The following is a 26992-nucleotide window of genomic DNA, read 5'->3' on the forward strand; positions in this document are numbered from 1 at the left end:
GCACAACACCTTATAAAATTAATTGCTTGTTTTAGCTTATTTACGAAAGTTTTCGCAGACTTTAAATCTGTGTTTTATTTACTAACTTTTGTGCTTAAAACACGCAACTTTCCTCATACGTATTCCAAGGTCAAATCCTAATTAAATAAAATCTTTTTTTAAGCTACAAATTTTTGTAATTCTACATAAGGAGTTCCTCTTTTTACGACTGCAAAAGCTCTTGATAAAATTTTATTTCTAACATTATTTATAGCAACCATTTTGGGTTTTCCTTCTGCAACCTTTCTATTATAATACTGTTTTAGTTCTTTGTCGCATTGTATCGCACTAACACTGGCTAGCGTTAACAGTGTTTTCATTTTTCTATCACCTATGTGATGAATGCTGTTTTTTCGATGTATACTAGTTCCAGAACTGTGTTCAAAAGGTGCTATACCACAATAACTTGAAAACTGTCGCCAACTATCAAAGCGCTTAAAGTTACTAGTGTGATATAACAATTGACAAGAAAGAACTAATCCAACTCCTTTTAAGGTATTTAAAAGCTCATAATTCTTTTGTAATGATTCATCTCTAACCATTAGGTTTTTGATGTGGTTCTCTAGTGATATAATTTGTTTTGTAAGATAATGAATGGTTTTTTTAATAATCTTACAGCAATCATCAGTCGATGGACTACTAAGTAAATTTTCCATTTCTTTGAGACTACTCACTTTACCCGTTCTATTCCTTACTAGCTGATCTCTAAAGGATAACAGTCTTCCGAGTTCTTGAATATCTTTTGCTTTTGGACTACTTAAAATAAGCTCTTCTCTATAAATCCAAGCGTATCTAGCAATCATAGCGGAATCAAGTTTATCTGTTTTTCCTCTAACAACACCTGAAGATCGGTTGATGGCTAATGGGCTTTCTTCAACGTAATCGATAGCTTTTTCTGAAAGATAAATACTAAGATTTGTAGAATAATGGCCTGTATTCTCAAAACAGAAAAAATAGACCTGATCTTCTAGGTAGCTTTCTGTCCAAAACAAAAGTGCTTTGTACCCTTTTGGTGTATTTGAAAACACTCGGTGTACGCATTGATTGTGAATATGTGCATCAATCGTTAATTTTGATACATCGATACCAATAACATCTGAATAATTTTTCATATTTTTAAGTATTATTTCTTGTAATTAAGAAATTGTTCACAAATGTTGCAATGACTATCACCTTTAATAAGAAGTAATTCTTGGTATTCCAAATGGTCCTAAAGCAACTTAAGAAAAACAAGAGGACTGATACGTGCAAAGGAACTGATATTCAAAACAACGTTTTAGTTCTCCTCTTGTTTCTTAGTAAAGATAATAACTACTTTATTCAAGTGTAAAGTAAAGAACAACGTTGGCAACAATCAATAATAAAAGAGTTACATTTAATTGTACCAAATCTTGGCACACCTATTGACTAATCCTAAAATTAAATTTAAAATGAAAAAAATTTTACTAGTAATATCGATTGTAACAATTGGGTTTTCCGCCAATGCACAGTCATCAGAAAAAAATATATTAAGTAAAAATAGCATCTATTTTGATACTGGCATTATTCCAGGTGTTCATGCATTTGTAAATTATGAACGAAGTATATATCAAGGAGAAAGGGTATCTTGGTTTGGTAGAGCAGGATTTGGATATGGCGGTTTGCTTATGGCTGCCGGTGGCTTTGGAGGATTAGGAGCAGTAACAATGTTAACGGGGAAAAAAAATTCTCATTTTGAATTAAATGCAGGGATTTTCTCTGGGAAAGACAGTGATGTCTCAAATTCTTTTACTTATCCATTATTAGATGTTGGGTATCGTTATCAAAAACCCGATGGCGGTTTTATATTTAAGGCTAAACTTGGAATTCTTGGGGTCGGAATTGGTTTAGGATATGCTTTTTAGTGATTGAATCTAATAAATAATTGCCAACAATATATAACTGCAATTACGGCGGATTCGACTACTTCCGGATCCACTCATAATTACTAATGTCTGTGCTAAACCGAAAATTAACGAATATAAATCCGTTACTGACGGTTATAGGAGAACGTTAGAAGCCATTCTGTTCAAGGTATTTAATTCTACCAACAATACTGTATTCATTTCCACTTTCGTCTTTTTTTGGGATGTTTAAGTCATCTAAATACATATTTGCACATTCAAGCTCTTCTGCCAAGTGTTCTAATTCTTGGAATGAACGGCTACTAACGTGTTTGTATATGGTTTGTTGCGTTGTTTAGCACGTAATTGAGCAAATAAAAACCGAATAGAAAATCCGCGAGGATTTTCGTAATTAGGCTGGAACTAGCAATAAATTATATACGGTGTTGTAGCCAGTTTTTCATTCCGAATTTTCTTTTAAATAACTCTTCCTTGTCTTTTTGCTTCTGCATCTTTTCTTGCTCCATATATCATTCCAAGTACCATTCCAACTCCTGCTCCAATAGACAATCCAATACTTATTCCTAAAGGTGGATTAATAGCCGTTCCAATTGATAAACCAATTCCCGCTCCAAAGATCATTCCATAAACCATCCCCATTCTTGTATAATATCCTTCAGACGTGAAAGAAAATTTATTTTTCAGAAATGCTTTAAATTCAGAAAGTTTCTGTTTGTAGAATTTTTTTCTGTTTTCCGTTGTTGCTTTTAAATCCAATGAAGAAAGTTTTTCTTGTATTAAATGTGACTGATTTTTAGTTAAATCTCTATTTTTTAAAGATGATAATGTTCGGATAAAACAGTTATAGATTTTTTTTTCTGATTTTTTATCCGTTTCAGATAATAAACTGTTTAATAATTCGGAAGTGTCGCTTATGTTCATTGTTTATCTCGTTTATTTTATAAGTCGTTGATTAATAAATTTGTTACACTTTATAAGTTCAAGTGGCTGTTTTTTTAATTGGCTACAACACCGTTTATAACACATTGCTTTTTTTGGTTTACTTCTTTAGTCTTTGTCATTTTATTTAATTTATTATTTATTGAAAATTATTGTTTATTTACTCGCAACATGCCATACACATGAACGTTACCCACCATTTAAAAAAACATCCCGAACACGAATTATCTTATGATTTATTCCGATATTCTAATATAAAAAATAGTTCATTTCGCCTTAAACACGTTTCAAAATCCAATCCGAAATTATATTGAGAACTTTTGGAGAGAACGTTTCTTCAATATCAGAATATTCATCCATTTTACCAGTTTTTGCTTTTTGGAATAAATGATTAAAGCCTTCGAGTTCGATTATTTCAAAATCTTTATTTTTTCCATTGGTCAATGCATTGCGTAAACCATTTTGGTTGATTTTTGCCTCTACTTGTGTATCTAAGCTACCATTTAACGATAAAACAGGACAATTAACTTTCTCGTATTCATCGGCTGGATTATAGTCATAAAAATAACGAACCCATTTTGTGGTTCGTATAGCCACCAAGCTTGTAATAATTTCATTCACTTTAACTTCTGGCACACCAAGATTTTTAAGTATGGGCGCTATAGTCTCATTATAGTGTTCCATCAATTCTGGTTTTATTACAGAAATATCCTTATTCTGTTTTGCTATTTTAATTGCTTCTCTAATTGCCTTTTCGTAAACTGCTTCATCAGGTACAGGGAATGGTCTCATCGTTTTGGACTGAATGACTGAAAGTTCTGTTCCAGAAATTCCCGTACCTGCCAAAGAAATGATAAAAGCAACATTGTCAGCTTTATTGGCTACTAAAGGCGCAATGATACCACCTTCACTATGTCCTATCAAACCAATTTTATTTGCATCAACATCGTGCCTTGTTCTTAAATAATCGATAGCACTAATAACATCTAAAGCAAAATCGTAAGTAGTTGCTCTAGAATGATTGCCCGTTGATGCACCAAACCCTCTATCATCATAGCGCAGTACGGCAATGCCTTGCTTAGTAAGGTAATCTGCCAGAACCAGAAAGGGTTTGTGCTGTGATATGGTTTCGTCTCTGTCTTGAGGACCACTACCGCTTATCAATATAGCAACAGGATATTTTTTATTCTCTTTAGGACGTGTAAATGTACCAGCCAGCTTTATATTGGCGTCCTTATTTACAAAACTTACTTTTTCTTCTATGTAGGAATAGGGTTTTAGTGGCTCTTGAGGTCTATTGAGTTTTGGTGTTTCAAGCACCGAATTCCTTGAGAGATTTAGGGAAAAGGAATTTAAGCCTTCAACTAATTTACCGTTAATTAACGTACGATTGGTATTAAATTTTCCACTATATTTCATTCCCACATTTGAAAAGTCTATTATTAAGCTATCAGCTGTGACTAATGTCTTTAGTGCTTTAATTCCATTTACTCTTTGTGTTGGAATATCAACGGTGGTTTGATATGTTTTTCCATTTTCTTTAATGTTAAATATAAAATTGAATTTTGTGTCTTTATCCACTTCAATAGCACCATTCCATATTCCTGTTATATTCTGCGAAAGTGCCGTTAATGTTAAAAACAATAGGCAGATTGTGATTATGTTTGTTTTCATAGTTTTAATTTTTAAAATTAGTATAGAGTATTGCTTGCTGAAATTTTTCAGCATAAAATTGTAATTGAATTTTTAATAAAATTGGTCTTTGATTGTTATTTAAGAAGATGTATCTTCAAGCTCTTCTAGAATATGAGATGCGGAATCCGTTACGTTTTTATATTTGCCATATCCCCAAATAGAAAATAAAATTAGAAAAACTGCCATTACAGGAATGTACCAGTAAACCAAATTGATGTTTGTAACAAATATGTCCTTTCCTTTAAATACTTTAATGATAACGGGTAAACTAACAACCAAAAGAATAAAATTAAGATAGACACCAACTTTTTGTGTTAGTAGGAATTGTCTATTCTTTTTAGCATAAGCGATAAGGGTTTCTTTATAATTATTATTGGTTAAGTCTATACTTTTCATACTTCTAATGGAGCGCAACACGATTAATGGAAGTACAATCATATAACAAACAGTAAAAATACCAGAGACCAATAAATACCAAGTATTCAACTCAGAAAACCGCGAAATTAGGAGAATCGCCGTTATAAAACAGATAACAGCACCTATTCCTTCATACTTTGACAGTATACCTATTTTATTTTTATAACGTTCTTTGGTCATTTCCATAATTAATTTATTGGTTATTTTTTTTTGATTATCCAGTTGGTCGCTCATCTGAGACCAAGTCGCTTGCATTTCTTCGAGTTCCATAATTTTATTTTTTTGTCATCTGTTTGTTTAATTTTCCTTTTATTCGTACCATACGCGTACCAATATTACTGGTGGACATACCTGTTATATCTGATATTTCTTCATGCTTTTTTCCCTCTAAAAAAAGAAAAACAATTCCTTTATCAATCTCACCCAGTTTTCTAATGTGAGCATATAATATTTTAAGACGCTTTTCAAGAACTGGGTCGTAATTTTCATTAATCAATACTATTCCATCGAGTGACGTTTTATTTCCTTTTCTTTTATTATTCTTTAGATATAAAAGAGCTGTATTTAATGCGATGCGATAAATCCAAGTACTTAGCTTTGCATCACCTCTAAATGTGTTAAATGATTTCCATAACTGATATACAATATCTTGGTATAAGTCTTTTTGGTCTTCCTTATTATTGGCATATAACCTTGTCATTTTGTAGAGGATGCCTTCATTCTCTTGAATTACTTCTACAAACTGTTTTTCTTGTGTCATAAATTATTCGCTATACTCTATTAGTATGTACTTACTTAAAAAAAGCACAAAATATTTCATTTTTTTTAGTTGGCTAATCATTCTTAATGAGAAAGAGAGAAGAAAAATTAATATAGTACAACTACAGAACAATAAAATAACTGAAGTGCGTAAATTCCATAAAGCTGAAAGGCATCGTTAAAAAAACGGTGGGTAACAACATATATATCTCATATCCAAGTATTTAATTAAAGGAAGTTAAGGCATATTTGCGAAGTCGCCAGTCTTTTAAATTTAGTTATATTTGAGAAAAAGTAAATATAACTAAATTTAAAAGACTGGCTTGTACTCGACCGAATGGCAACAGCTTATTTGCACGCTACGAGCCATATACAGAGACGTTGGCAGTAATTTGACGCAACCATTTCGAAATTAATGCATCTACAAAATATAACTTAAATTAGCAACAATGAAAAAGAACATCATTTTAATTCTAATAGTAATATTCAATATGTCTTGTTCGGATAATAAGGACGGAGATTGGAACGACAATATAAAACTATCACAAAAAGAATTGCGGTTTGATTCACTTGAAAACTCGGCAATTATTACGACGGAAGGAGATTGGTGGTGGATTTCAGGAATATTTTTCAAAGACGGTCAAAACTTCGATTTAAGCAATGTCGATACCACCACTAATAATTTTACGATTACCGAATCAGCATTTACTTTGGAAAGAAAAAACGGAAAAGAAATATCTATCAAATTATACGAAAACACCACTGGTTCTGAAAGAATACTTACAGTTGGACTTCAAGCAGGAAACTATTTTGACGGAATAACAATTATCCAATCAACAGACTAAAAAACTACTGCCAACACCGTACATAATTAATTGCTTGGTAATCGCTTACTTTGGAAAGTCCTCGCGCACTTTTTATTCTGTAGTTATTTATTATCTTTAGTGATTAACCGTCGCAACTAACCATGTATAAACACATTCTAAAATAGTACTAAGCGCCTACTACATCCTAAACATAGGCTAAATAATTCAACCCATGAACTCTTAAATCACTTAAAAAAGTTTGATTTACGTGTCACAATGTGTTATATTTAAGTCATTATATAACACGTTGTAACATGAAGATAGAGAAACCACCAAGAATTTAAAAGCTAGATTTCAACAAATATATAGCGTGTTTAAAAAAAGAGGAAATGGTTTCTTTCTTTCAAGAAACAGATAAGAGATACTTCTATTGGTCAGAAATAAAGCATCGTCCTAACTTGCAATTTGAGAATCCAGAAAAAGCCTGGAAAACAATTAAAGCACATAGATTTCTCGCTGCGAAAAGGTTGGGTTTTGGAAATCATAATTTCTCTTATAATTTAACTTCATTCATACAAGAAGATTTACATAACTTTGATTTAAAACTAATTGGAGGTTTATAAAAAAATTTAATAACACCTCAAGAGCAGCAAGAATATTTCAAAAATTCTCTATTTGAGAAGAAGCTATAGCTTCTTCTCAAATAGAGGGCGCAACAACAACAATTTACGTTGCTAGAGATATGATAAAATCTGGAAGAAAACCAAGAACGGAATCTGAACAGATGATTATTAATAACTTCAGGGCTATTAAAGAAATTGAAAATAGATTAGATAAAGATTTATCAATAGAGTTAATACTTGATATTCATCAAATAATGACTGTTAAAACTGACGCATCAGCCTACGCAGGAAAAATTCGAAACCACCCAATATATGTTAAAGATCATATTGATGGTGAAATTTCTTTTATCGACCAATACTAATTTAAAATAATGAATACCCAAAAATAAAGGATAGGGCAGAGCGACAGTATTCCAAAGATTGTATTCGCTTAAAATATTTCTGCTCATATAGCACATCTCTAAATTTTACGAGTTTTTGTATCCGAAACCAACCGCAGATGCAACAGACCTATAAAGTTCTAAAAAACTTAATTCTGCATAATTTGCTCGCATAAAATTTACTGATGATTTTTTTAGTGGGGACGACATCGGTGTATGAGATGTTGGTAAATAATTTAGACTCTTTATTTTGTATAAGAAAATAGTATCGGAAACTAAATGGAACGCATCAAAAGCCAGCAGGAACGCATTACAAACCAGTAGGAATAGAAAACAAGCTAGTAGGAATGCATCAGAAGTCAGTAGGAACAGAGAACAACCCAGTGGAGCGTAACAGAAGTCAGTAGGAACAGAGAACAACCCAGTAGGAGCGTAACAGAAGCCGGTAGGAACAGAGAACAACCCAGTAGGAGCGTAACAGAAGCCGGTAGGAATAGAAAATAAGCCAGTAGGAACGCGACAGAAGCCGGTAGGAATAGAGAACAAGCCAGTAGGAACAGAAAACAAACCAGTAGGAGCGCAACAGAAGCCAGTAGGAACAGAGAACAAGCTAGTAGGAACGCATCAAAAGCCAAAAGCCATCAAAAACAATATTAAAAATCAATGACCTCCTCTCATTTAAAGAACTATTTCGAACTTTAAGGTGGCTGTATAAAACTTACCCGTTTAATGGCGTAAAAAAAGATCCTAATTTCAAATTTTGAAATTAGGATCTTTAATTTTTAAAATAACGAACTTATATTCGTTTACGCAAAGTTGAGCACTAAAAGATCTTGGTTACTTTTCAGCATAAAAGTAGCTTAATTCTTAATTTCTTTCTGTCTTTCATTTAATAAAATTGGTTCTCCATACCCCAATTCTTTCATTCTTTCTAGTTGGGTTTCTGCATCACCTACAACCAGCCAAATCATTTTATCAGGGCTTATGTATGTGTTCGCTAATTCTGTAATGCGCTCTTTTGTCATTGTATTTACGGTGTTTTCTCTGTCTTTTACGTAATCAGACTCCCATCCATAAGTACTCATGTTAGATAACATTCTTAACTTTGCACCTGCAGTTTCAAAAGCTCTGGCATTACTTTTAATTAAAAAACTTTTGGTAGTTTCTAAATCTTTATCAGAAAAAGTATTCGGGTAATCTTCTAAAATTTTCTTGACTAATTGAGCAGATTCTAATGTTACATTAGAACGAACACCACTAGAAATGGTAAAGGCTCCTTTTGCTTTTGTACCAGAAAAGCCAGAACCGATTCCGTAGGTATACCCTTTTCCTTCGCGTAATTCTTGTGTTAAACGAGAAGCAAATCCGCCACCTCCAAGAATATAATTCATGACCGTTGCAGGGTAATAATCTGCATCAGTTTCAGCCAAAGCTGGCGCCCCAAACTGTAAAACAGATTGTTTTGCATTCGGAATATCATAAAAATACACCGCTGGTTTTGTTGGTGTTGCCGGCGCTTTATAGGCAGGAATCGTAACTTCTTTTGCTGCCCAATTTTCGTTTAAACTACGTAAAGAAGCAACCACTTTTTTTTCTGAAATATCGCCAATCACTAACATATTCGCTACAGATGGCGAAATATTTTTGTTATAATATGCTTTTACGTCTTCTATAGAAATTGCTTCTACAGAAGAAACAGTTCCTAAAATATTTTTAGAGCGGATATTGTCTTTTCCAAAAATCAATTCATTATAGGCATTTCTTGCTACTGAATTCGGATTTGCTTTTTGCTGATTTAAACGGGCAATTGTTGCTTTTTTAAGTAAAGTAAATTCAGCTTCATCAAACCTTGGTTCTAACAATATTTCTTGCGCTAAAGCCAACGTTTCTTCATAGTTCTTGGCTAGAGTAGTGCCTCTTAAACTAATGTTTTCAGCATCAGAATACACATCAATAGAAGCCCCTAATTCTTGAATGGCTTCTTCTAATTCTTGTGCCGTTTTGTTTTGTGTGCCTTTGTTTAATAAATCTGCCGTTAAGTTAGCAAGGCCTAATTTATCCATAGATTCTAATAATTGTCCGCCATCTATCGTTAAATTAAAGAGTACTAGAGGAACTTCATCATTTTCAATTCCCAATATTTTTAAACCATTTGCAAGTTCATCTTTATAAACTTCAGGAACCGCTAATGAAGGAGTTTCTCCATAAGGAGGTTCTATACTTCGATCAAAAGAAGAAGGAGTTTTTTCATAGGTTGCAGCAATTTTTGGGTCAAATTTTTCTTCTGCGCCAGTCACAATTTTTTCTTCAACAACATCCGCTAAAACAGCACCTGTTAAGGCTAAATTCGCAGCGTTTTTAGGTACAAAACTAGTAGCAATATAATTTTTATTCTGAATGTATTTTTTATAAACACGCATCACATCTTCTGTGGTTACCGCAATGGTATTTTTTAAATCTTCAGTTACAAAACCAGGATTCCCAGTATACGTATTATAAGAAGCTAAACCAGTTCCTTTGCCTAAAACGCTGGATAAACCTCTGTAAAAGCTCGTTTCTTGTCCTGCTTTTATTCTGTTTAAATCTTTTTCAGAAATACCTTCTGCTTCAAATTTCGCAAAGGCTAGTTCAATTCCTGCTTTAATGGTATCTAAAGGTATACCATCAAAAGCTCTTATAGAAAGTTGCGTTTGTCCTGCCAATTCAGAATTATAATTATACATACCTGTAAAAGAAGTTAACTTTAAATCATCTACTAAAACCTTATTTAATGGAGCAGATTTTCCGCTAGATAAATATGCTGTTAAAACTTCTAAAGCATAAGAATCTGGGTGATAAGAAGCAACCGCTGGCCAAGCCATCGTTAATTGCGGAACTCTTGCAAAATTATCTTCGTAATAGAAAGATTTTGTTTCAGCAACCATGCCTGCTCTTTTTTCTTGAGCCGGAATTTCATCCCCTTTAGGGATTTCATCAAAATATTGATGCACCCATTTTGTTGCTTGTTCAATATCAATATCACCAGACAATACTAAAGTCGAATTATTTGGCACATACCATTTTTTAAAAAATGTTTTTACATCTTCTAAAGTTGCATTTTGTAAATCTTCTAAAGAACCAATGACTTGCCAATTATACGGGTGGTCTTTTGGATATAGATTTTTGTCAATCACATATTGATTATGTCCATAAGGCCTGTTATCGACACTTTGTCTTTTCTCGTTTTTAACAACTTGCTTTTCTTTTGCTAAAACAGGATCTGTAACCGTGTTTATAAACCAACCCAACTTATCTGCTTCTGCCCAAATCATCTTTTCTAAACCATCTTTTGGTATGGTTTGTAGGTAATTTGTTCTATCTCTAGACGTAGAACCATTAGCGCCAGAACCACCAATTTTGGCACTCATTTTATCCAAACCACCTTTCCCTAAATTTTCTGATTCTAAAAATAATAAGTGCTCAAATAAGTGCGCAAAACCAGTTCTGCCTTCAATTTCTCTTGCAGAACCCACATGAACCATTAATTCTACAGCAACAACTGGGTCAGATTTATCGACATGAAAAACTACGTCTAAACCATTATCGAGTTCAATTTTTTTGTAATTAATACTTAATTCTGGGACTTTTTCTTCGGATGAATTTTGGCATCCAAGAAAAGTTGCAACTGCTAAAAAAACAAGCACTATTTTTTTCATTTTATTTGGTTTTTGAGCACGAAATTTACTGAAATGAAAATAATAATTGCATTTTATTTTGTTAAATTTAAAAAAATAAGAATATTTATTTGTAGGTATTATGCAGTTTTTCAGTTTGTTAGTTTTAGCAGGTTGAATTTTAATGAATCTTGTAACAAATTGGCACAACAGTTGTCTTACTGGCATACATAAAAACTAAATAAATGATGGTTAAAAAATTATGGGTTGCTTGCGTTGTAATTGCTTTTGCAGGAACGGTAAACGCACAGGACACTGCTTTTGCAGAAACAGAAAAGGCAAAAGATGTTAAATTAGGTATTAAATTAGGAATGAATATAGCTTCCGTAAACGGAAGTAATGCAAATAACATTGATTCTAGAACAGGTTTTGTAATAGGAGTTGCAGCAGAAATTCTGTTTACTGAAAAGTTTTCTGTTCAACCAGAATTATTGTATTCGGCTCAAGGTGCGCAATTAAGAGACAATTTTATGTACGATTTAAATTATGTTTCACTTCCTATTATGGTAAAATATTATGTTGCTAAAGGATTTACAGTAGAAGCGGGGCCACAATTTTCTTTTTTACTCAAAGATGAATTAGTTCCAGTAAATCAAAATAGTGGAAGCAGCATAAATACAGCTGCAGAAAATTTTGATTTAGGGTTAAACCTAGGTTTAGGGTATCAGTTTAAAAGTGGTGTTTTTTTTCAAACAAGATATAATTTAGGTTTAATTGCGGTTACTGAAAACCCAGATATTAAAAACGGTGTTTTTCAAATGACTTTAGGGTATCAATTCTAAAAAAAAAATACAAGCAATAAAAAAAAGCCTCTTTATGTATATGAAGAGGCTTTTTGGTTTAAAAATAGTTGTTCTTCTTTATGGGTGTTTTGTAACCTAACAAACACTCTTGTGCAAGCAAGTTCATCTTTACGTTTATTCTTTTAAAGAATAAACGTAAATTTGCACCCTCAAAAGCAGAAAAAATGCAGTATAACCATCAAGAAATAGAAAAGAATTGGCAAAAATTTTGGGCTGAAAACCAAACTTTTAAAGCCGAGAATCATTCTGAAAAACCTAAATATTACGTGTTAGATATGTTCCCTTATCCGAGTGGTGCGGGCTTGCACGTTGGGCATCCTTTAGGGTACATTGCATCTGATATTTATGCACGTTACAAGCGTCATAAAGGCTTTAATGTATTGCATCCACAAGGGTATGATTCTTTTGGTTTGCCAGCAGAACAATATGCAATTCAAACAGGGCAACATCCCGCAAAAACTACCGAAGAGAATATAAAAACATATAGAAGACAGCTAGATCAAATTGGTTTTTCTTTTGATTGGAGCAGAGAAGTACGTACGTCAAGTCCGGAATATTATAAATGGACACAGTGGATTTTTATCCAATTATTTAATTCTTGGTATAATAAAGACACGGATAAAGCAGAAGATATTGCTGGTTTAGAAAAAATCTTTAAGAAAGAAGGAAACACAACTGTAAATGCAGCTTGTGATGAAGATATTGTTTCTTTTTCTTCGGATGAATGGAAAGCGTTCACAAAAACCAAGCAAGAAGAAATTTTATTAAATTATAGATTAACATTTCTATCGGATACAGAAGTAAATTGGTGTCCTGCTTTAGGCACTGTTTTAGCAAATGATGAAATTGTAAACGGCGTTTCAGAACGTGGAAGTCACCCTGTGATCAGAAAAAAAATGACGCAATGGTCAATGCGAATTTCTGCCTACGCGCAGCGTTTGTTAGACGGGTTAGAAAAAATTGACTGGCCACAACCTCTAAAAGATTCTCAAACAAATTGGATTGGGCGTTCACAAGGCGCAATGGTTTCTTTTGATGTTGCCACTGGTGATGAAAAAACGACTTCTGAAGTAAAATTATCGTACAAAGAATTAGAAGCTTTAAAAGAATTAAGGCAAAATTTATCGAAAGCAGAAACAACCCTTTGGTATGAATTAAAAAATAAAAAAGGGGCATCAAAATTTAGAAAAAAATATACTATCGGTACATTTTTGGTAGATTATGTGTGTTTAGCAAAAAATATAATTGTTGAGTTTTCTGGCAAAGAAGAGGAAGCTGCAAGAACCGCTTATTTTACAAAAGAAGGTTTCAATATCGTTCGTTTTACCGACCAAGAAATACTTAAAAATGTTTTAGGAGTTGTTTCTAAAATTAATGCAGCAATTCAATTTTCAAAACCAGTTGAAAAAACGGAATTAGCAGTGGTTGCTAAAAAAGAAAATCAATACAAAATTGGAGTATTTACAACGCGTCCAGACACAATTTTCGGAGTTTCGTTCATGACATTGGCTCCAGAGCACGAATTGGTTGCTAAAATAACTACGGATGCTCAAAAAGCTGAAGTTGAAAATTATATTAAAGCTACATCAAAACGTTCTGAACGCGATAGAATGGCAGATGTAAAAACCATTTCTGGAGCCTTTACAGGGGCATTCGCAATTCATCCTTTTTCTGGTGATAAAGTTCAAATTTGGATTGGAGATTATGTGTTAGCGGGTTATGGAACCGGCGCTGTCATGGCAGTTCCTTGTGGTGATCAACGTGATTTTGATTTCGCTAAGAAGTTCGGAATTCCGATTCCTAATATTTTTGAAAACGTAGACATTTCAGAAGAAGCACATTCAGGAAAAGACGGAACAAAAATTGCAAATTCAGATTTTTTATCAGGATTAAAATATAAGAAAGCCTTAAAATTATCGATTTTCGAACTTGAAAAAAGAGGATTTGGCTACGGAAAAATAAATTACAGATTGCGTGATGCTGTTTTTAGCAGACAACGCTATTGGGGAGAACCTTTTCCTGTCTATTATAAAGACGGAATGCCTCAAATGATTGATGAAAAACATTTGCCAATTGTATTGCCAGAAGTTCGCAACTACTTGCCAACCGAAGACGGAAAACCACCTTTAGGAAACGCAACAGAATGGGCTTGGGATTCTCGCGGAAAGAAAGTTGTCTCTATTGAGAAATTGAAAAATAAAACAGTTTTCCCTCTAGAATTAAACACAATGCCAGGTTGGGCGGGTAGTTCTTGGTATTTTAACAGATATATGGATGCTACTAATTCAGAAGAATTTGCAAGCAAAGAGTCTATGGAGTATTGGCAAGATGTAGATTTATATATCGGTGGTTCAGAGCATGCAACAGGTCATTTATTATATGCACGTTTTTGGCAAAAATTCTTGTTTGATAAAGGAATTGTTCCTGTAGATGAATTTGCAAAAAAATTAATCAATCAAGGAATGATTTTAGGAACTTCTGCTTTTGTATATAAAGCAACTGCTTTCGTGAAAAATGGCTGTGCTATCGATAAATCGAATGATGATGTGATAGAAAAGATACCAACAGTTTTTGTTTCGAAAAACGTATTTAATTCAGATGATGAATTTGAAACTGTTGTTAAAGAGTATTTATTAGACAACAAGTTATTAGATCCTAATTTTGCAGATTTAGTGATGATCACAAAAACTGCAATTCATGCAGATGTTTCTTTGGTAAACTCTTCGGATGAACTGGATGTAGATGCTTTTAAAAATCATGCTTTAAATGCTGACTTTATAAATGCTGAATTTATTTTAGAAGACGGAAAGTACGAAGTTAGTCGTGAGGTAGAGAAAATGTCGAAGTCTAAATACAATGTTGTAAACCCTGATGATATTGTTGCAGAATATGGTGCCGATGCATTAAGACTGTTCGAAATGTTTTTAGGGCCTTTAGAGCAAACAAAACCTTGGAAAACTTCAGGTATTTCTGGAGTTTCATCATTCTTAAAGAAATTATGGAAGTTGTATTTCAACGAAGAGACTTTTGAGGTTTCTGATGATAAAGCTACAAAAGAGGAGTTGAAGGTTTTACATAAAACAATTAAAAAAGTACAAGAAGATATTGAGAATTTCTCTTTTAATACGTCTGTCTCTACGTTTATGATTGCTGTAAACGATTTAACAGCTCTAAAATGTAAGAAACGTGAAATATTAGAACCTTTATTGGTTTTATTATCGCCTTATGCACCTCATATTACTGAAGAATTATATAGCAAATTAGGGCATATAGAAAGTATTTCAACGGTAGATTTTCCTGTTTTTGATGCAAAGCATTTAATTGAAAGCTCAAAAAATTATCCGATTTCTTTTAATGGTAAAATGAGATTCACGTTAGATCTTTCGCTAGATTTATCAAAAGATGAAATAGAAAAAGCAGTATTAGAAAACGAAAGAACAATTGCTCAATTAGAAGGGAATGCTCCTAAAAAAGTAATCATTGTTCCTGGTAAAATTGTAAACATAGTGAGTTAGCACAGGCAGTGTGCTTTTAGTAGTAGTTTGTTTGTGGAGAAATAGTTTTAGGAGTCTGTCAGTTCGAGTGATTCCGCTTTTTTGCGGAATTGTATCGAGAACTTTTGAAGCTATTTTACATTCCTCTGACTTGGGTTGAGAATGTTGCAAGAATGCAGGAGTTCATGAAAAATAAAAGATAAATAGATTCATGAATGAATAGTAAACATCGTTAGTTAACAGAGGCAGTACTCATTTAGTGTTAGCTTTTTTGTGGAGAAGAGTTTTAGCAGTCTGTCAGTTCGAGTGATTCCGCTTTTTTGCGGAATTGTATCGAGAACTTTTGAAGCTATTTTTCATTCCTCTGGCTTGAGTTGAGAATGTTGCAAGAATGCAGGAGTCCATGAAAAATAAAAGACAAATAGACTCATTAAAAATAGTAAACATCGTTAGTTAGCACAAGTAGTATTCATTTAGTAGTAGCTTGTTTGTGGAGAGGAGTTTTAGGAGTCTGTCAGTTCGAGTGATTCCGCTTTTTTGCGGAATTGTATCGAGAACTTTTGAAGCTATTTTTCATTCCTCTGACTTGGGTTGAGAATGTTGCAAGAATGCAGGAGTTCATGAAAAATAAAAGATAAATAGACTCATGAATGAATAGTAAACATCGTTAGTGAACAGAGGCAGTACTCATTTAGTGTTAGCTTGTTTGTGGAGAAATATTTTTAGGAGTCTGTCAGTTCGAGTGATTCCGCTTTTTTGCGGAATTGTATCGAGAACTTTTCTTAATTCCTCTGGCTTGAGTTGAGAATGTTGCAAGAATGCAGGAGTTCATGAAAAATAAAAGATAAATAGACTCATTAAAAATAGTAAACATCGTTAGTTAGCACAAGTAGTATTCATTTAGTAGTAGCTTGTTTGTGGAGAGGAGTTTTAGAAGTCTGTCAGTTCGAGTGATTCCGCTTTTTTGCGGAATTGTATCGAGAACTTTTGAAGCTATTTTTCATTCCTCTGACTTGGGTTGAGAATGTTGCAAGAATGCAGGAGTCCATGAAAAATAAAAGATAAATAGACTCATGAATGAATAGTAAACATCGTTAGTGAACAGATGCAGTACTCATTTAGTGTTAGCTTTTTTGTGGAGAAGAGTTTTAGGGGTCTGTCAGTTCGAGTGATTCCGCTTTTTTGCGGAATTGTATCGAGAACTTTTCTTAATTCCTCTGGCTTGAGTTGAGAATGTTGCAAGAATGCAGGAGTCCATGAAAAATAAAAGACAAATAGACTCATTAAAAAATAGTAAATATTGTTAGTTAGCACAATTAGTGTACGTTATGTATTAGTGTTTGTGGAGAAGAGTTTTAGGAGTCTGTCAGTTCGAGTGATTCCGCCTTTTTGCGGAATTGTATCGAGAACTTTTGAGACTTATGAATATTCTTTTTATGTATATTTAACCTGATTCTGTAATATGGGATCTCTGAAAAGCAAAAGACAAACCAACTCATCAAAAAAAAGTAAAAAAAAGTGATTGATTTTTATGAAGTTATTGGTTTGGTTGCTGCGTTTATAACAACAGCATCTTTCTTACCACAAGTTTTTAAAACACACAAAACAAAAGACACTTCAGGGCTTTCGTTAACCATGTATATCACTTTTTTTATAGGCATTGTATTATGGCTAATTTATGGGATACATTTAAAAAGTTTAGCAATGATATTGGCAAATTCAATCACAGCAGTTTTATCCTTTTATTTAGTGCTGATGAAGTTAAAGTATAAATAAGAAATCAAATTTGATACATCAAAGAAGTCATTACCTGATAAGTAATGACTTTTTTCATTCTCTAAATCTTACTTATTTTTATTGGCATTCTGATAATAAGACCTATTTTTGATAAAACCCGAATTTTATGACAACTACAAGACAAAACGGAAGTTTATATACCAACATTCAAAATAATATTGCAACCCTAGAGTTTGGACATCCTGCAAGTAATTCTTTTCCGAGTGAATTGTTAACAAGACTCACAAAAGAATTGAATTCAATTTCAAAAAATGATTTAGTTTCTGTAATTATTCTAAAATCGGAAGGAGAAAAAGCTTTTTGTGCTGGTGCTTCTTTTGATGAGTTAGTGGCGGTTTCAAATTTGGAGGAAGGCAAACAATTTTTTGCTGGTTTTGCAAATGTGATCAACGCCATGAGAGCTTGTGATAAGATTATAATAGGGCGTATTCAAGGAAAAACTGTTGGTGGCGGTGTTGGTTTAGCTGCTGCTTGCGATTATGTATTGGCGACTGAAAATGCTGCCATAAAATTATCAGAATTTACAATTGGTATTGGTCCCTTTGTGATTGAACCAGCCGTAAGACGTAAAATAGGTTTAGCCGCTTTATCTGAGTTAACAATAGACGCTACTAGCTGGAAAAACGCCTATTGGGCAAAAGAAAAAGGTTTGTATGCCAAAGTTCTTGAAAACATAAAAGAACTCGATAAAGAGGTAGAGATTTTGGTAGAAAAGTTATCGTCTTATAACCCACAAGCACTGTCAGAAATGAAAAAGGTATTATGGGAAAACACCAATCATTGGGATACATTATTAGTTAAAAGGGCAAAGATTTCAGGAGAATTAGTAGTATCTGAATCTACTAAAAAGGCATTGTCTAAATTTGCTAAAAAATAAAAAAATGAAAATTGTCTCTACAAATATTGGGGAAAGAAAAGAGGTTATTAGCGGCGGTAAAAAAGTGGTTACAGGTATCTTTAAATATACGGTTGATACAGCTGTTTTTTTAGATCGAGAAGAGGTGAAAGGCGATGAAATTTCTGACAGAAAATATCATGGCGGAATTGAGCAAGCCGTCTATGGCTATTCCTTAAAGCATTATGAATATTGGAAACCTTTGTACCCTAATTTAGAATGGTCTTTTGGAATGTTTGGAGAAAATTTAACGATGGATACGTTAGATGAAGAAAAAATTTGTGTTGGGGATACTTTTAAAGTAGGTGAAGCTATTTTAGAGGCAACTTTGCAAAGAGATCCTTGTCATAAGTTAGGGATTCGTTTTGAGGATATGAAAATTGTAAAACAAGTATGGAACACTACCAAATGCGGAGTTTACTTTAAAGTATTGCAAACAGGCTTTGTACAAGCAGGCGATGAGTTTTATCAAATAAAAAGTGGTACTAATAATGTAACAATTGCAGATTTATTAATCAAAAAGAAAAAAGAAAAAGGGATATAATGAAGTCTATCAAAAGATATTTTTTACTAATTTTTTTGGCATTACTTCCTATTTATAAATTATTTCATTTTGATGATTATTGTTTTGGGGACGAAGATTTATTGGTGGTAGGGGTACTTACAATTGTATTTGTAATCGTTTTTATAACAAATGTGTTTAATGATTTGTATACCATTTCTTTTGGAAAAGAGATGTTTAATTTTAAACCGTTAATAATTGCAGGTGTTTTTTTTACGGCATTATTTTTAGGATTAAAATTTCATGATAAAAATTTTTTTAAAAACGAATTTCAAACTTTTAAAAGTCAAAAGAAGAATACAAATGATGTTGAAATTAAACTATTTGGAGACGCTACTTTCGAGTTTAAAACTACTTTTTCAAATTATAGTTGTGTTCAAAAAGGAACGTATTTTTATCGTAAAGATTCGCTTTTTTTAAACAAGACAATTATAAGCAGTAAGGAGCAGGTTTTTGACAGCGTTTATATTTTTAGTAAAGTCAATAAACTTTTAATATCAACAGATAGTTTACTTCCTAATTTTTTGCTTCAAAAGAGGTTGTAAATATTAAAATATATTATGAAAGAAAAAGTAAAATAATGATAGCGTTGTATAATATATAATTTACCTTTGCATGTGGTTTTTAATTAAATCACACTTTTTCTTTTTCATAGCAATTTTCCCACTCATTCTGTGAGTGGGTTTTTTTGTGTTTTTTAACTAACAAAAGGGCAGAAATATGTGGTAAATTGATAATTATCAAATATCTTTGCATATTATTAGTGAGATATGAATTCAACGGTAATTTTAGAGAACAAAACATCAATGAGTACACTTGTATCAGACTTAAAACAGCTTACCAAAGTTGGGTTGTCTTTAAGTGTAGTTTTTTCTTCGGTTGCAGGTTATTTATTAGCAATTGATGTTGTAAATTTTACAACACTTATTTTATTAGCATTAGGTGGTTTTTTTATGGTAGGTGCATCGAATGCATTTAATCAAATTATAGAGAAAGATACAGATGCATTGATGCAGCGTACAAAAAACAGGCCATTACCAACAGGTAGAATGTCTGTTAATTTTGCTATGTTTGTTGCCATCTTATTTACGATTTTAGGGTTGTCTATTTTATATAGTATCAATCCCAAAACAGCATTATTTGGTGCAATTTCTATATTTTTATATACCTGTGCATATACCCCTTTAAAAGCGGTTACACCTTTAACTGTTTTTGTGGGTGCAATTCCTGGTGCAATTCCATTTATGTTAGGTTGGGTAGCGGCAACTGATAATTTCGGAATCGAGGCTGGTTTTTTATTTATGATTCAGTTTTTTTGGCAATTCCCCCATTTTTGGGCAATTGGTTGGTTACAGTTTGAAGAATATAAAAAGGCAGGATTTAATATGCTGCCGATGAATACAAAAGATAAAGGAGCTGTAAAGCAAATTATTTTTTATACAATCATTATGATTCTAGTGTCAATAGCACCTGTTTTAATGGTTTCTGGAGAGTTCTATATTTATCCTTTAACCGCAGTTATTATTGCTTTATTAGGGCTTGTAATGTTATATTATGCAATAATATTGCATAAATCTGAACAGAACATAGATGCTAGAAAGCTAATGCTATCTAGTGTTTTGTATATTACCGTAGTGCAAGTTGTGTATGTAGTAGATAAATTTTTACATTAAAAATGATAGAAGAACAAGCTTTAAAACAAGAGTACATTGTAGCCAAAAAGAAAGCTGCGAAACCTATGTTATGGATTTCTATGATCAGTATGATCATGTTTTTTGCAGGATTAACAAGTGCGTATGTAATTAGTATGAACCGTGACGATTGGGTTGCTTTTGATCTGCCACAGGCATTTCATATCAGCACTTATTTAATAGTTGCGAGTAGTATAACGCTAATTTTGTCGCAGCACTTTTTAAAAAAAGATAAAAGACAGGTATCTTTAGTGTTATTAATCATTACCTTCCTTTTAGGAATTGGTTTTGTTTGGCAACAGTATATTGGCTTTAATCAACTAAAAAGTGTCGGGTTATTTTTTACAGGACCAGAAAGCACAGTATCCACCTCATTTATAATTGGCATTACATTTATGCACGTTATTCACTTGATTGCGGGTATTATTGTGTTGCTAGTTGTAATTTATAATCATTTTAAATACAAATATAATTCAGACGAGATGCTTGGTTTTGAACTAGGTGCGATATTCTGGCATTTTGTAGATTTATTATGGATCTATCTATTTTTCTTTTTCTATTTTATTAGATGATGAAAAATGTTTAATTTTGAAAAATTAAGATTTAACTAAAAATTATTTATGGAAGCAAATATTGCTGTACCGTCAGACGGAAAAAACACCTGGAATGGTGGTGGTGTAAAACCATTTAAGGCCAGTTATGGTAAAATGATGATGTGGTTTTTTATCCTTTCTGATGCTTTAACCTTTTCAGCTTTTTTAGCTGCCTATGGTTTAACTCGATTTAAGTTTATTGATTCATGGCCAATTGCAGATGAAGTATTTACGCACGTTCCTTTTATTCATGGTGTATATCCTATGTATTATGTGGCGTTTATGACGTTTGTACTGATTTTTTCTTCGGTAACGATGGTTTTGGCAGTAGATGCTGGTCATCAAATGAAGAGAAATAAAGTGGCTTGGTACATGTTTGCTACTATTATTGGTGGTTTAATCTTTGTGGGTTCTCAAGCTTGGGAATGGAACACTTTTATCAATGGTTCTTACGGAGCAGTAAAAACATCCGAAGGTAAAGTTTTACAATTTGTGAAAGATGGTGAGCAAATAGCTTTTTCAGATTTCATTGTAGGAGACAGAATGGACGCTAGAGTTACACATACAACAAAAAATGGTTTGTGGTTTGAAAGCGATTCTGAAGAAGTGCCCGAGTATTCAATGGCGCAAGTTTTAGCTTCTTACAAAGCAGATCCATCTGTTCAAATTAGAAGTGAACGCATGAATCTTGATATAAAACAGAAAATTATACTTTCTAGAGAAAAAGGTTTAGAAGAATTAGCGAAAGGAGATTTAATTATTCAAGGTGCTAATTTAACAGCTAATGAATATGGTAATACCATATTCGCAAATTTCTTTTTCTTTATTACGGGCTTTCACGGATTTCACGTAGTATCGGGTATTGCAATTAATATTATTATTTTCTTTAATGTTCTTATTGGAACCTATGAAAAAAGGGGGCATTATGAAATGGTAGAAAAGGTAGGTTTGTATTGGCATTTTGTAGATTTAGTTTGGGTATTCGTATTCACTTTCTTCTACTTAGTTTAATCATCATAAAATTGCCTAAAGGTGCAAGCCTTTGGGAATCAGTTAAAACTGTTTTTCTGTGAAACCAGAAAATTAAAAATAGCATTTAAAATGGCACACGCACAATCTCATACAAAAAGAATCTGGAATGTATTTTGGATATTATCTGCAATAACAATTGTAGAAGTAGCTTTCGGTATTATAAAACCAGATGTATTACATCTTACCAATTTTTTAGGAACAAGCCCTTTAAACTGGATCTTTATTATTTTAACTTTGGCAAAAGCATACGGAATTACTTGGGCTTTTATGCACATGGAAGAAGAAAAGAAATGGTTTAGACGCGCTGTAGTTTGGACTTCCGTTTTTCTAATCAGCTATCTTGTTGCCTTGCTCTTAATAGAGGGTGGGTATTTATTCGAAACATTATCACCACTTGTGAAATGGTAATTAAAAATTAAAAGGTGGTTTTAACCACCTTTTTTTATACGCTTAAAATCTTATTTGTTCACTAAATCAATTTTGAGACATGAAGTTTTTTACAAAAAAAAGAATCGTATTATTTTTACTTTTTATATTTCCTTTAATCTGTTTTCTGCTGTTATCTACCGGAGAAAATAACTTCAAAAAACTACCTGTTGTTACAGAAAATATTATCGATGTTTCTGAAATTGATGCAAGTAATAAGGTAAATCTAAAAGATCATGTTTCTGTAGTTTGTTTTCTTGGAGAAAATATAAACAGGAACAAATCTGGACTTTTAAACTTAAATGAAAAAATTTATAAAAAGTTTTTAGATTTTAAAAAGTTTCAAATTGTAGCGATTTATCCTATTGGTTCAGAAAATGAGGTAAATGTTTTAAAAGAACAATTAGGGTCTTTTACGGATATGGAAAAATGGGTGTTTGTAGCAAGTTCTCCTGAAGAAATTCAAGGTTTTTATGAGTCTTTTAATGTAAAAGAACCACTTGTAAAACTATCTTCTACAAAAGCATTTCTTGTAGACAAGGCTGTAAATTTAAGGGGAAGAACCAATGATGAAGATGCGGAAGATGGGAAACTATACGGCTACAATATGAATTCTGTATCTGTGCTTAAAAGCAAGTTAAAAGATGATATAAATGTGTTGTTTTACGAGTATTATGCAGCTTTTAAGGTTAAGAATAAGAATAAGGCAGATAGAAAAGAGGTAGGTTATGAATAAAAAATACTCATATATAGGCATTACATTTATTATATTGTTGTTTGGTATTTATACAGTACCAAAAATAGTGAGTCGATTTCAAGATGCAGATTTGGTCGAGTTTGGTAAAGTTCCAGATTTTGAGTTCACCGACCAAGTAGGCGCAACAATCACGAATAAAAACTATGATGGTAAAGTGTATGTATTAGAATTTTTCTTTTCTACATGTCCATCAATTTGCCCAATTATGAATCAAAAGATGGTCACGATTCAAGATGCCTTTTTTGGCAATCCAGAATTCGGAATCGCTTCAATTTCTATAACTCCAGAAATTGATACACCAGAAGTTTTAAAGGAGTATGCAAGAAATAAAGGGATTACTCATAAAAATTGGCATTTACTAACGGGTAGGTCAGAAGAGTTTGTTTTTGAACTCTCTAATGAAGGTTTTAAATTACCTGTAGGAAAAGGAGTTGAAGCGCATGGAGGCTTTTATCATTCAGGTTTATTTGCTCTTATAGATAAAGAGGGTATAATACGCTCAAGAAAAGATGAGTATGGTAACCCTATTATGTATTATAGAGCGTTAGAAGAGCAAGATTTTCCGGATCAAATTAAAGAGTTGAAAGAAGATATTAAACTACTGTTAAATGAATAATCTAGCACAAGAAAAAAAGTACAAGAAAATAATTACGGCTTTATCTATTGTTATTCCTTTAGCAGTTGCCGCATTGTTTGGGGTTAATTTAAGAGAGCTGGGCTTTGATGTTGAACCTCTTAAGTTTTTACCACCAATTTATGCCTCTATAAATGGTTTAACAGCTGTTGTTTTAATTGCAGCTGTAATCGCAATAAAAAACGGAAACAAAAAGCTACATGAACAGTTAAATACAGTTGCAATTTCTTGTTCTCTTGTTTTTTTGTTGATGTATATAGCGTATCATATGACTTCCGACTCAACCAAATTTGGTGGAGAAGGCGCTATAGCTTATATTTATTATTTTATTTTAATAACGCACATAATTTTATCTGTAATCGTAATTCCTTTGGTATTACTAACGTATATGAAAGCCAAGTTAGGCGATTTTACAGCACATAAAAAAATTGCTAGAAAGACATTTCCAATATGGTTGTATGTGGCCATAACGGGTGTAATTGTTTATTTTATGATCTCTCCTTATTATGTATAACAAAAAATTTTTCTTTTTTTTCTTTTTGATGATTTCTTCATCAATAGTATCAAATGCGCAATGTGCCATGTGTAAGGCAGTTTTAGAAACTGGAGATTTAGGTATGGCAGAGGGTGTTAATAATGGAATATCCTATTTAATGGTCTTTCCATATTTATTAATTTTCGGGTTGTTTTTTACTTTATATCGATATAAAAAAAATCAGGTAAAAAATTAACATTCCAATAAGAGTAAAATTCTGTAACAAAATTTACTTTTGGTCGTCTTATGTGTAGTATGAGAAGAATTTATTTCTTTTCGCCCTATATAAACTGATATCAACCAAAAATAAATACGTATTGAAAACTAAAGTATTAGTATTAACAGCCTTATTAATTTCTATGGCTGTTTCCTCACAAAAACAATGGACACTCAAAGAATGTGTAGATGAAGCTCTAAAAAGGAACATCTCGATACAACAAAACAGGTTAAGTTTAGAGCTAGCAGAAAAGGATGTCGATATTTCTAAAGGTAATTTTTTACCAAACTTAAATGCTGGAACAGGAAGTAATTTGAACTTTGGTACCAGTTTTGATCCTACTACTCAAAACAGAATTAGCACTACATTTTTAAGTGGTACTGCAAATTTAAGTTCTGGAATTACAATTTTTAATGGTTTTAGAAATACAAACATTTATAAACAGGCACAATTAGGTGTAGAATCTAGTAAATTAGATTTAGAACAAATTGAAAATGATATTTCTTTATTTGTTGTAAATAGTTATTTAAATATTCTTTTTGCAAAAGAGAATTTGAGTGCTTCTAGAGTGCAATATAAAATTAGTAAGACACAAATAGAAGCTGCTGAAGCAAGGTTTAAAGCAGGTGTTGTTCCTAAAGGAGATTTGTTAAATGCACAGGCTACAGCTGCTACAAATCAACAGACCATAGTGACGCAAGAAAATGCTTTAGATATTGCCTTATTAAATTTAGCACAGGCATTACAGGTTTCTTTAGAAGGTTTTGATGTTGCTCCAGTAAATATAGGTGAGCCTTCAGAAAATTTATTCTATACAAATTCATCTTCGGTTTATGACAAATCTTTAGATAGAATGCCAGAGATTGAAAGAGCAAAGTTAGCCATAGAAAACTCGGATTTAAATATTGAGATTTCAAAAGCTGCCTTTTTGCCAACCTTAAATGCATCACTAGCGATGGGGACAAATTTTGGATTTAATTTAAATTTACCAGATGGTTTTTCAAATCCTACTTTAGGAAATCAATTAGAAAATAACTTTGGTTATGGTGGAGGATTTAACATGAGTATTCCAATTTTTAATCGTTTCCAAACAAAAAATAGAGTCGCTCAATCTATGATTAATAAAGAAATTTCGGAAACAAGATTAATCAATGAAAAGTTAAATTTAAAACAAACCATAGAGCAATCGTTCTTAGATGTGAAGACCGCTTTAAAGACATTTGAAGTCTCTAAAATTTCTTTAGGAGCACAAGAAGAAGCATTTAAAAATGCGCAAGAAAGTTATAATTATGGTTCTATAACACAGTTTGATTTCGATCAAGTAAGAACACGTTTAGTAAATGCACAAGCTACTTTAATTCGGTCAAAATACGACTATGTATTTAAAACGAAAGTATTGCAGTTCTATGCAGGCGATTTAATTTTAGAGTAATAAAACAATAATATAGCATATAAGCCTCACTAATTTTAGTGGGGTTTTCTTTTGATTTATATTTGTCAAAAAATATAGATTTTGAGTATTATTTTAAATATTGAAACGGCCACTAAAAACTGTTCTGTGAGTATTGCCCAAAACGGTAGAATTTTAGCATTGAAAGAATTAAATAATGGTAATTATTCTCATGCCGAAGTTTTACACCCGTTTATGATGGCTATTTTAAAAGAGACTAATCTAACATCAAATAATATTGATGCCGTTGCGGTTAGCAAAGGTCCGGGCTCTTATACAGGTCTCAGAATCGGAGTTTCTGCAGCTAAAGGCTTATGTTTTGCGCTACAGAAACCGCTAATATCTATAGAAACCTTAACATCGCTTTCACATGCTATTTCTGTTGATAATGGTTTAATTATACCCATGCTAGACGCGAGAAGAATGGAGGTTTATGCGGCAGTCTACAACGAAAAAAACATACAAATTAGAGATATAAGAGCCGAAATTATGGATGAAAATTCTTTTAGTGAATATCTAGCTCTTGGTAAAGTTTATTTTTTAGGCGATGGCGCTCATAAATGTAAAGAAATTATAACACATAAAAATGCTGTTTTTATAGATGATAAATTTCCATCGGCAAAAGAAATGGCCGTTTTATCTTATGATAAATACAAAAAAAGCGACACAGAAAATGTCGCTTATTTTGAGCCTTTTTATTTAAAAGATTTTGTTGTAATTCCTGAAAAGAAAAAGAAACCCACCTTTTAATTCTTGTAACCAAATTTTTAAAAATAGCGGAGCTATGCATTCAAAACATAAACTGAACTAATTGCGGTTTCATGGGCTGAACTTGTTTCAGTATTTAGTGAG

General features: G+C 32.4%; 27 protein-coding genes. 20 read left to right on the forward strand and 7 right to left on the reverse strand.

Going from position 1 to position 26992, the window contains the following annotated elements:
- Positions 1–158: 158 nt before the first annotated feature.
- Complete coding sequence (locus ES044_RS01080; RefSeq protein ID WP_147117704.1) at positions 159–1151, reverse strand: IS110 family transposase; 993 nt, start codon at positions 1149–1151, stop codon at positions 159–161.
- 318 nt (positions 1152–1469) lie between these two features.
- Here ES044_RS01080 and ES044_RS01085 point away from each other — a divergent pair, with 318 nt between their 5' ends.
- Entirely contained in the window at positions 1470–1922 is a 453-nt protein-coding gene (locus ES044_RS01085; RefSeq protein WP_147117705.1) for a hypothetical protein, read from the forward strand.
- A gap of 148 nt (positions 1923–2070) precedes the next feature.
- Here the strand turns inward: ES044_RS01085 and ES044_RS19155 are convergent, their stop codons facing one another.
- The 5 genes from ES044_RS19155 to ES044_RS01105 all read right to left on the reverse strand — a co-directional run bounded on the left by ES044_RS19155 (position 2071) and on the right by ES044_RS01105 (position 5733).
- Positions 2071–2196, reverse strand: a complete 126-nt coding sequence (locus ES044_RS19155) for a hypothetical protein (protein WP_262712385.1) — start codon at positions 2194–2196, stop codon at positions 2071–2073.
- Positions 2197–2378: 182 nt separating this feature from the next.
- Entirely contained in the window at positions 2379–2843 is a 465-nt protein-coding gene (locus ES044_RS01090; RefSeq protein ID WP_147117706.1) for a glycine zipper family protein, read from the reverse strand.
- Positions 2844–3137: 294 nt separating this feature from the next.
- Positions 3138–4535: an alpha/beta hydrolase family protein gene (locus tag ES044_RS01095; RefSeq protein WP_189663151.1), complete on the reverse strand. Its 1398-nt coding sequence runs from the start codon at positions 4533–4535 to the stop codon at positions 3138–3140.
- Between the two features lie 99 nt (positions 4536–4634).
- Positions 4635–5243 carry a hypothetical protein gene (locus tag ES044_RS01100; RefSeq protein ID WP_147117708.1) on the reverse strand — a complete coding sequence of 203 codons (609 nt, stop codon included), beginning with the start codon at positions 5241–5243 and terminating at the stop codon, positions 4635–4637.
- Positions 5244–5247: 4 nt separating this feature from the next.
- The gene (locus ES044_RS01105) at positions 5248–5733 is read right to left on the reverse strand and encodes an RNA polymerase sigma factor (RefSeq protein WP_147117709.1); all 486 of its coding nucleotides are present in this window, start codon (positions 5731–5733) and stop codon (positions 5248–5250) included.
- 448 nt (positions 5734–6181) lie between these two features.
- Here ES044_RS01105 and ES044_RS01110 point away from each other — a divergent pair, with 448 nt between their 5' ends.
- The 3 genes from ES044_RS01110 to ES044_RS01120 all read left to right on the forward strand — a co-directional run bounded on the left by ES044_RS01110 (position 6182) and on the right by ES044_RS01120 (position 7523).
- Positions 6182–6577 carry a hypothetical protein gene (locus ES044_RS01110; RefSeq protein ID WP_147117710.1) on the forward strand — a complete coding sequence of 132 codons (396 nt, stop codon included), beginning with the start codon at positions 6182–6184 and terminating at the stop codon, positions 6575–6577.
- Positions 6578–6927: 350 nt separating this feature from the next.
- Entirely contained in the window at positions 6928–7161 is a 234-nt protein-coding gene (locus tag ES044_RS01115; protein WP_147117711.1) for a hypothetical protein, read from the forward strand.
- A 119-nt stretch (positions 7162–7280) separates the two neighbouring features.
- Positions 7281–7523 carry a hypothetical protein gene (locus tag ES044_RS01120; protein WP_147117712.1) on the forward strand — a complete coding sequence of 81 codons (243 nt, stop codon included), beginning with the start codon at positions 7281–7283 and terminating at the stop codon, positions 7521–7523.
- An 878-nt stretch (positions 7524–8401) separates the two neighbouring features.
- On the opposite strand, the gene ES044_RS01125 is transcribed toward ES044_RS01120, so the two are convergent.
- On the reverse strand, positions 8402–11236 hold the full coding sequence (locus ES044_RS01125) for a M16 family metallopeptidase (RefSeq protein WP_147117713.1): 2835 nt from the start codon (positions 11234–11236) through the stop codon (positions 8402–8404).
- A 203-nt stretch (positions 11237–11439) separates the two neighbouring features.
- Between ES044_RS01125 and ES044_RS01130 the strand changes: the two genes are divergently transcribed.
- The 16 genes from ES044_RS01130 (at position 11440) to tsaB (ending at position 26890) form a co-directional block, all read left to right on the forward strand.
- Positions 11440–12036: a porin family protein gene (locus ES044_RS01130; RefSeq protein WP_147117714.1), complete on the forward strand. Its 597-nt coding sequence runs from the start codon at positions 11440–11442 to the stop codon at positions 12034–12036.
- A gap of 185 nt (positions 12037–12221) precedes the next feature.
- Complete coding sequence (locus ES044_RS01135; RefSeq protein WP_147117715.1) at positions 12222–15572, forward strand: leucine--tRNA ligase; 3351 nt, start codon at positions 12222–12224, stop codon at positions 15570–15572.
- Between the two features lie 1497 nt (positions 15573–17069).
- On the forward strand, positions 17070–17327 hold the full coding sequence (locus ES044_RS01140) for a SemiSWEET family sugar transporter (protein ID WP_223269089.1): 258 nt from the start codon (positions 17070–17072) through the stop codon (positions 17325–17327).
- A gap of 127 nt (positions 17328–17454) precedes the next feature.
- Positions 17455–18225, forward strand: coding sequence for an enoyl-CoA hydratase/isomerase family protein (locus tag ES044_RS01145; RefSeq protein ID WP_147117716.1), 771 nt, complete (start codon positions 17455–17457; stop codon positions 18223–18225).
- Between the two features lie 4 nt (positions 18226–18229).
- Complete coding sequence (locus ES044_RS01150) at positions 18230–18787, forward strand: MOSC domain-containing protein (RefSeq protein WP_147117717.1); 558 nt, start codon at positions 18230–18232, stop codon at positions 18785–18787.
- On the forward strand, positions 18787–19350 hold the full coding sequence (locus ES044_RS01155; protein WP_147117718.1) for a hypothetical protein: 564 nt from the start codon (positions 18787–18789) through the stop codon (positions 19348–19350). Before ES044_RS01150 ends, ES044_RS01155 begins: the two co-directional genes overlap by 1 nt.
- A 225-nt stretch (positions 19351–19575) precedes the next feature.
- Positions 19576–20478, forward strand: coding sequence for a heme o synthase (cyoE, locus tag ES044_RS01160; RefSeq protein ID WP_147117719.1), 903 nt, complete (start codon positions 19576–19578; stop codon positions 20476–20478).
- Between the two features lie 2 nt (positions 20479–20480).
- Positions 20481–21068 (forward strand): heme-copper oxidase subunit III, encoded by a 588-nt coding sequence (locus ES044_RS01165; protein WP_189663152.1) that lies wholly within the window; start codon positions 20481–20483, stop codon positions 21066–21068.
- Between the two features lie 48 nt (positions 21069–21116).
- On the forward strand, positions 21117–22100 hold the full coding sequence (locus ES044_RS01170; protein ID WP_147117720.1) for a cytochrome c oxidase subunit 3: 984 nt from the start codon (positions 21117–21119) through the stop codon (positions 22098–22100).
- Positions 22101–22190: 90 nt separating this feature from the next.
- Positions 22191–22529 carry a cytochrome C oxidase subunit IV family protein gene (locus ES044_RS01175; RefSeq protein WP_147117721.1) on the forward strand — a complete coding sequence of 113 codons (339 nt, stop codon included), beginning with the start codon at positions 22191–22193 and terminating at the stop codon, positions 22527–22529.
- 79 nt (positions 22530–22608) lie between these two features.
- Positions 22609–23283: a hypothetical protein gene (locus ES044_RS01180; protein ID WP_147117722.1), complete on the forward strand. Its 675-nt coding sequence runs from the start codon at positions 22609–22611 to the stop codon at positions 23281–23283.
- Positions 23276–23920 (forward strand): SCO family protein, encoded by a 645-nt coding sequence (locus tag ES044_RS01185; protein WP_147117723.1) that lies wholly within the window; start codon positions 23276–23278, stop codon positions 23918–23920. The genes ES044_RS01180 and ES044_RS01185 overlap by 8 nt, the downstream gene beginning before the upstream one ends.
- On the forward strand, positions 23913–24452 hold the full coding sequence (locus ES044_RS01190) for a DUF420 domain-containing protein (RefSeq protein WP_147117724.1): 540 nt from the start codon (positions 23913–23915) through the stop codon (positions 24450–24452). Before ES044_RS01185 ends, ES044_RS01190 begins: the two co-directional genes overlap by 8 nt.
- Positions 24445–24669 (forward strand): hypothetical protein, encoded by a 225-nt coding sequence (locus ES044_RS01195; protein WP_147117725.1) that lies wholly within the window; start codon positions 24445–24447, stop codon positions 24667–24669. Before ES044_RS01190 ends, ES044_RS01195 begins: the two co-directional genes overlap by 8 nt.
- 121 nt (positions 24670–24790) lie before the next feature.
- Positions 24791–26122 carry a TolC family protein gene (locus ES044_RS01200; protein WP_147117726.1) on the forward strand — a complete coding sequence of 444 codons (1332 nt, stop codon included), beginning with the start codon at positions 24791–24793 and terminating at the stop codon, positions 26120–26122.
- An 81-nt stretch (positions 26123–26203) separates the two neighbouring features.
- Positions 26204–26890, forward strand: a complete 687-nt coding sequence (gene tsaB, locus ES044_RS01205) for a tRNA (adenosine(37)-N6)-threonylcarbamoyltransferase complex dimerization subunit type 1 TsaB (protein WP_147117727.1) — start codon at positions 26204–26206, stop codon at positions 26888–26890.
- Positions 26891–26992 lie beyond the last annotated feature (102 nt).

It is taken from the genome of Polaribacter sp. IC066 (assembly GCF_007997085.1).
Classification (GTDB): Bacteria; Bacteroidota; Bacteroidia; order Flavobacteriales; family Flavobacteriaceae; genus Polaribacter.

What these genes read in the sequence shown, in the direction of transcription:
- ES044_RS01115 (WP_147117711.1), top strand. Translation starts at nt 6,928, where the DNA reads ATGGTTTCTTTCTTTCAAGAAACAGATAAGAGATACTTCTATTGGTCA.
- ES044_RS01145 (WP_147117716.1), top strand. Translation starts at nt 17,455, where the DNA reads ATGACAACTACAAGACAAAACGGAAGTTTATATACCAACATTCAAAAT.
- ES044_RS01170 (WP_147117720.1), top strand. Translation starts at nt 21,117, where the DNA reads ATGGAAGCAAATATTGCTGTACCGTCAGACGGAAAAAACACCTGGAAT.
- ES044_RS01120 (WP_147117712.1), top strand. Translation starts at nt 7,281, where the DNA reads ATGATAAAATCTGGAAGAAAACCAAGAACGGAATCTGAACAGATGATT.
- ES044_RS01180 (WP_147117722.1), top strand. Translation starts at nt 22,609, where the DNA reads ATGAAGTTTTTTACAAAAAAAAGAATCGTATTATTTTTACTTTTTATA.
- ES044_RS01185 (WP_147117723.1), top strand. Translation starts at nt 23,276, where the DNA reads ATGAATAAAAAATACTCATATATAGGCATTACATTTATTATATTGTTG.
- ES044_RS01175 (WP_147117721.1), top strand. Translation starts at nt 22,191, where the DNA reads ATGGCACACGCACAATCTCATACAAAAAGAATCTGGAATGTATTTTGG.
- ES044_RS01090 (WP_147117706.1), bottom strand. Translation starts at nt 2,843, where the DNA reads ATGAACATAAGCGACACTTCCGAATTATTAAACAGTTTATTATCTGAA.
- ES044_RS01165 (WP_189663152.1), top strand. Translation starts at nt 20,481, where the DNA reads ATGATAGAAGAACAAGCTTTAAAACAAGAGTACATTGTAGCCAAAAAG.
- ES044_RS01125 (WP_147117713.1), bottom strand. Translation starts at nt 11,236, where the DNA reads ATGAAAAAAATAGTGCTTGTTTTTTTAGCAGTTGCAACTTTTCTTGGA.
- ES044_RS01155 (WP_147117718.1), top strand. Translation starts at nt 18,787, where the DNA reads ATGAAGTCTATCAAAAGATATTTTTTACTAATTTTTTTGGCATTACTT.
- ES044_RS01110 (WP_147117710.1), top strand. Translation starts at nt 6,182, where the DNA reads ATGAAAAAGAACATCATTTTAATTCTAATAGTAATATTCAATATGTCT.
- ES044_RS01080 (WP_147117704.1), bottom strand. Translation starts at nt 1,151, where the DNA reads ATGAAAAATTATTCAGATGTTATTGGTATCGATGTATCAAAATTAACG.
- ES044_RS01130 (WP_147117714.1), top strand. Translation starts at nt 11,440, where the DNA reads ATGATGGTTAAAAAATTATGGGTTGCTTGCGTTGTAATTGCTTTTGCA.
- ES044_RS01195 (WP_147117725.1), top strand. Translation starts at nt 24,445, where the DNA reads ATGTATAACAAAAAATTTTTCTTTTTTTTCTTTTTGATGATTTCTTCA.
- ES044_RS01085 (WP_147117705.1), top strand. Translation starts at nt 1,470, where the DNA reads ATGAAAAAAATTTTACTAGTAATATCGATTGTAACAATTGGGTTTTCC.
- cyoE (WP_147117719.1), top strand. Translation starts at nt 19,576, where the DNA reads ATGAATTCAACGGTAATTTTAGAGAACAAAACATCAATGAGTACACTT.
- ES044_RS01150 (WP_147117717.1), top strand. Translation starts at nt 18,230, where the DNA reads ATGAAAATTGTCTCTACAAATATTGGGGAAAGAAAAGAGGTTATTAGC.
- ES044_RS01095 (WP_189663151.1), bottom strand. Translation starts at nt 4,535, where the DNA reads ATGAAAACAAACATAATCACAATCTGCCTATTGTTTTTAACATTAACG.
- ES044_RS01100 (WP_147117708.1), bottom strand. Translation starts at nt 5,243, where the DNA reads ATGGAACTCGAAGAAATGCAAGCGACTTGGTCTCAGATGAGCGACCAA.
- ES044_RS01190 (WP_147117724.1), top strand. Translation starts at nt 23,913, where the DNA reads ATGAATAATCTAGCACAAGAAAAAAAGTACAAGAAAATAATTACGGCT.
- ES044_RS01105 (WP_147117709.1), bottom strand. Translation starts at nt 5,733, where the DNA reads ATGACACAAGAAAAACAGTTTGTAGAAGTAATTCAAGAGAATGAAGGC.
- ES044_RS01135 (WP_147117715.1), top strand. Translation starts at nt 12,222, where the DNA reads ATGCAGTATAACCATCAAGAAATAGAAAAGAATTGGCAAAAATTTTGG.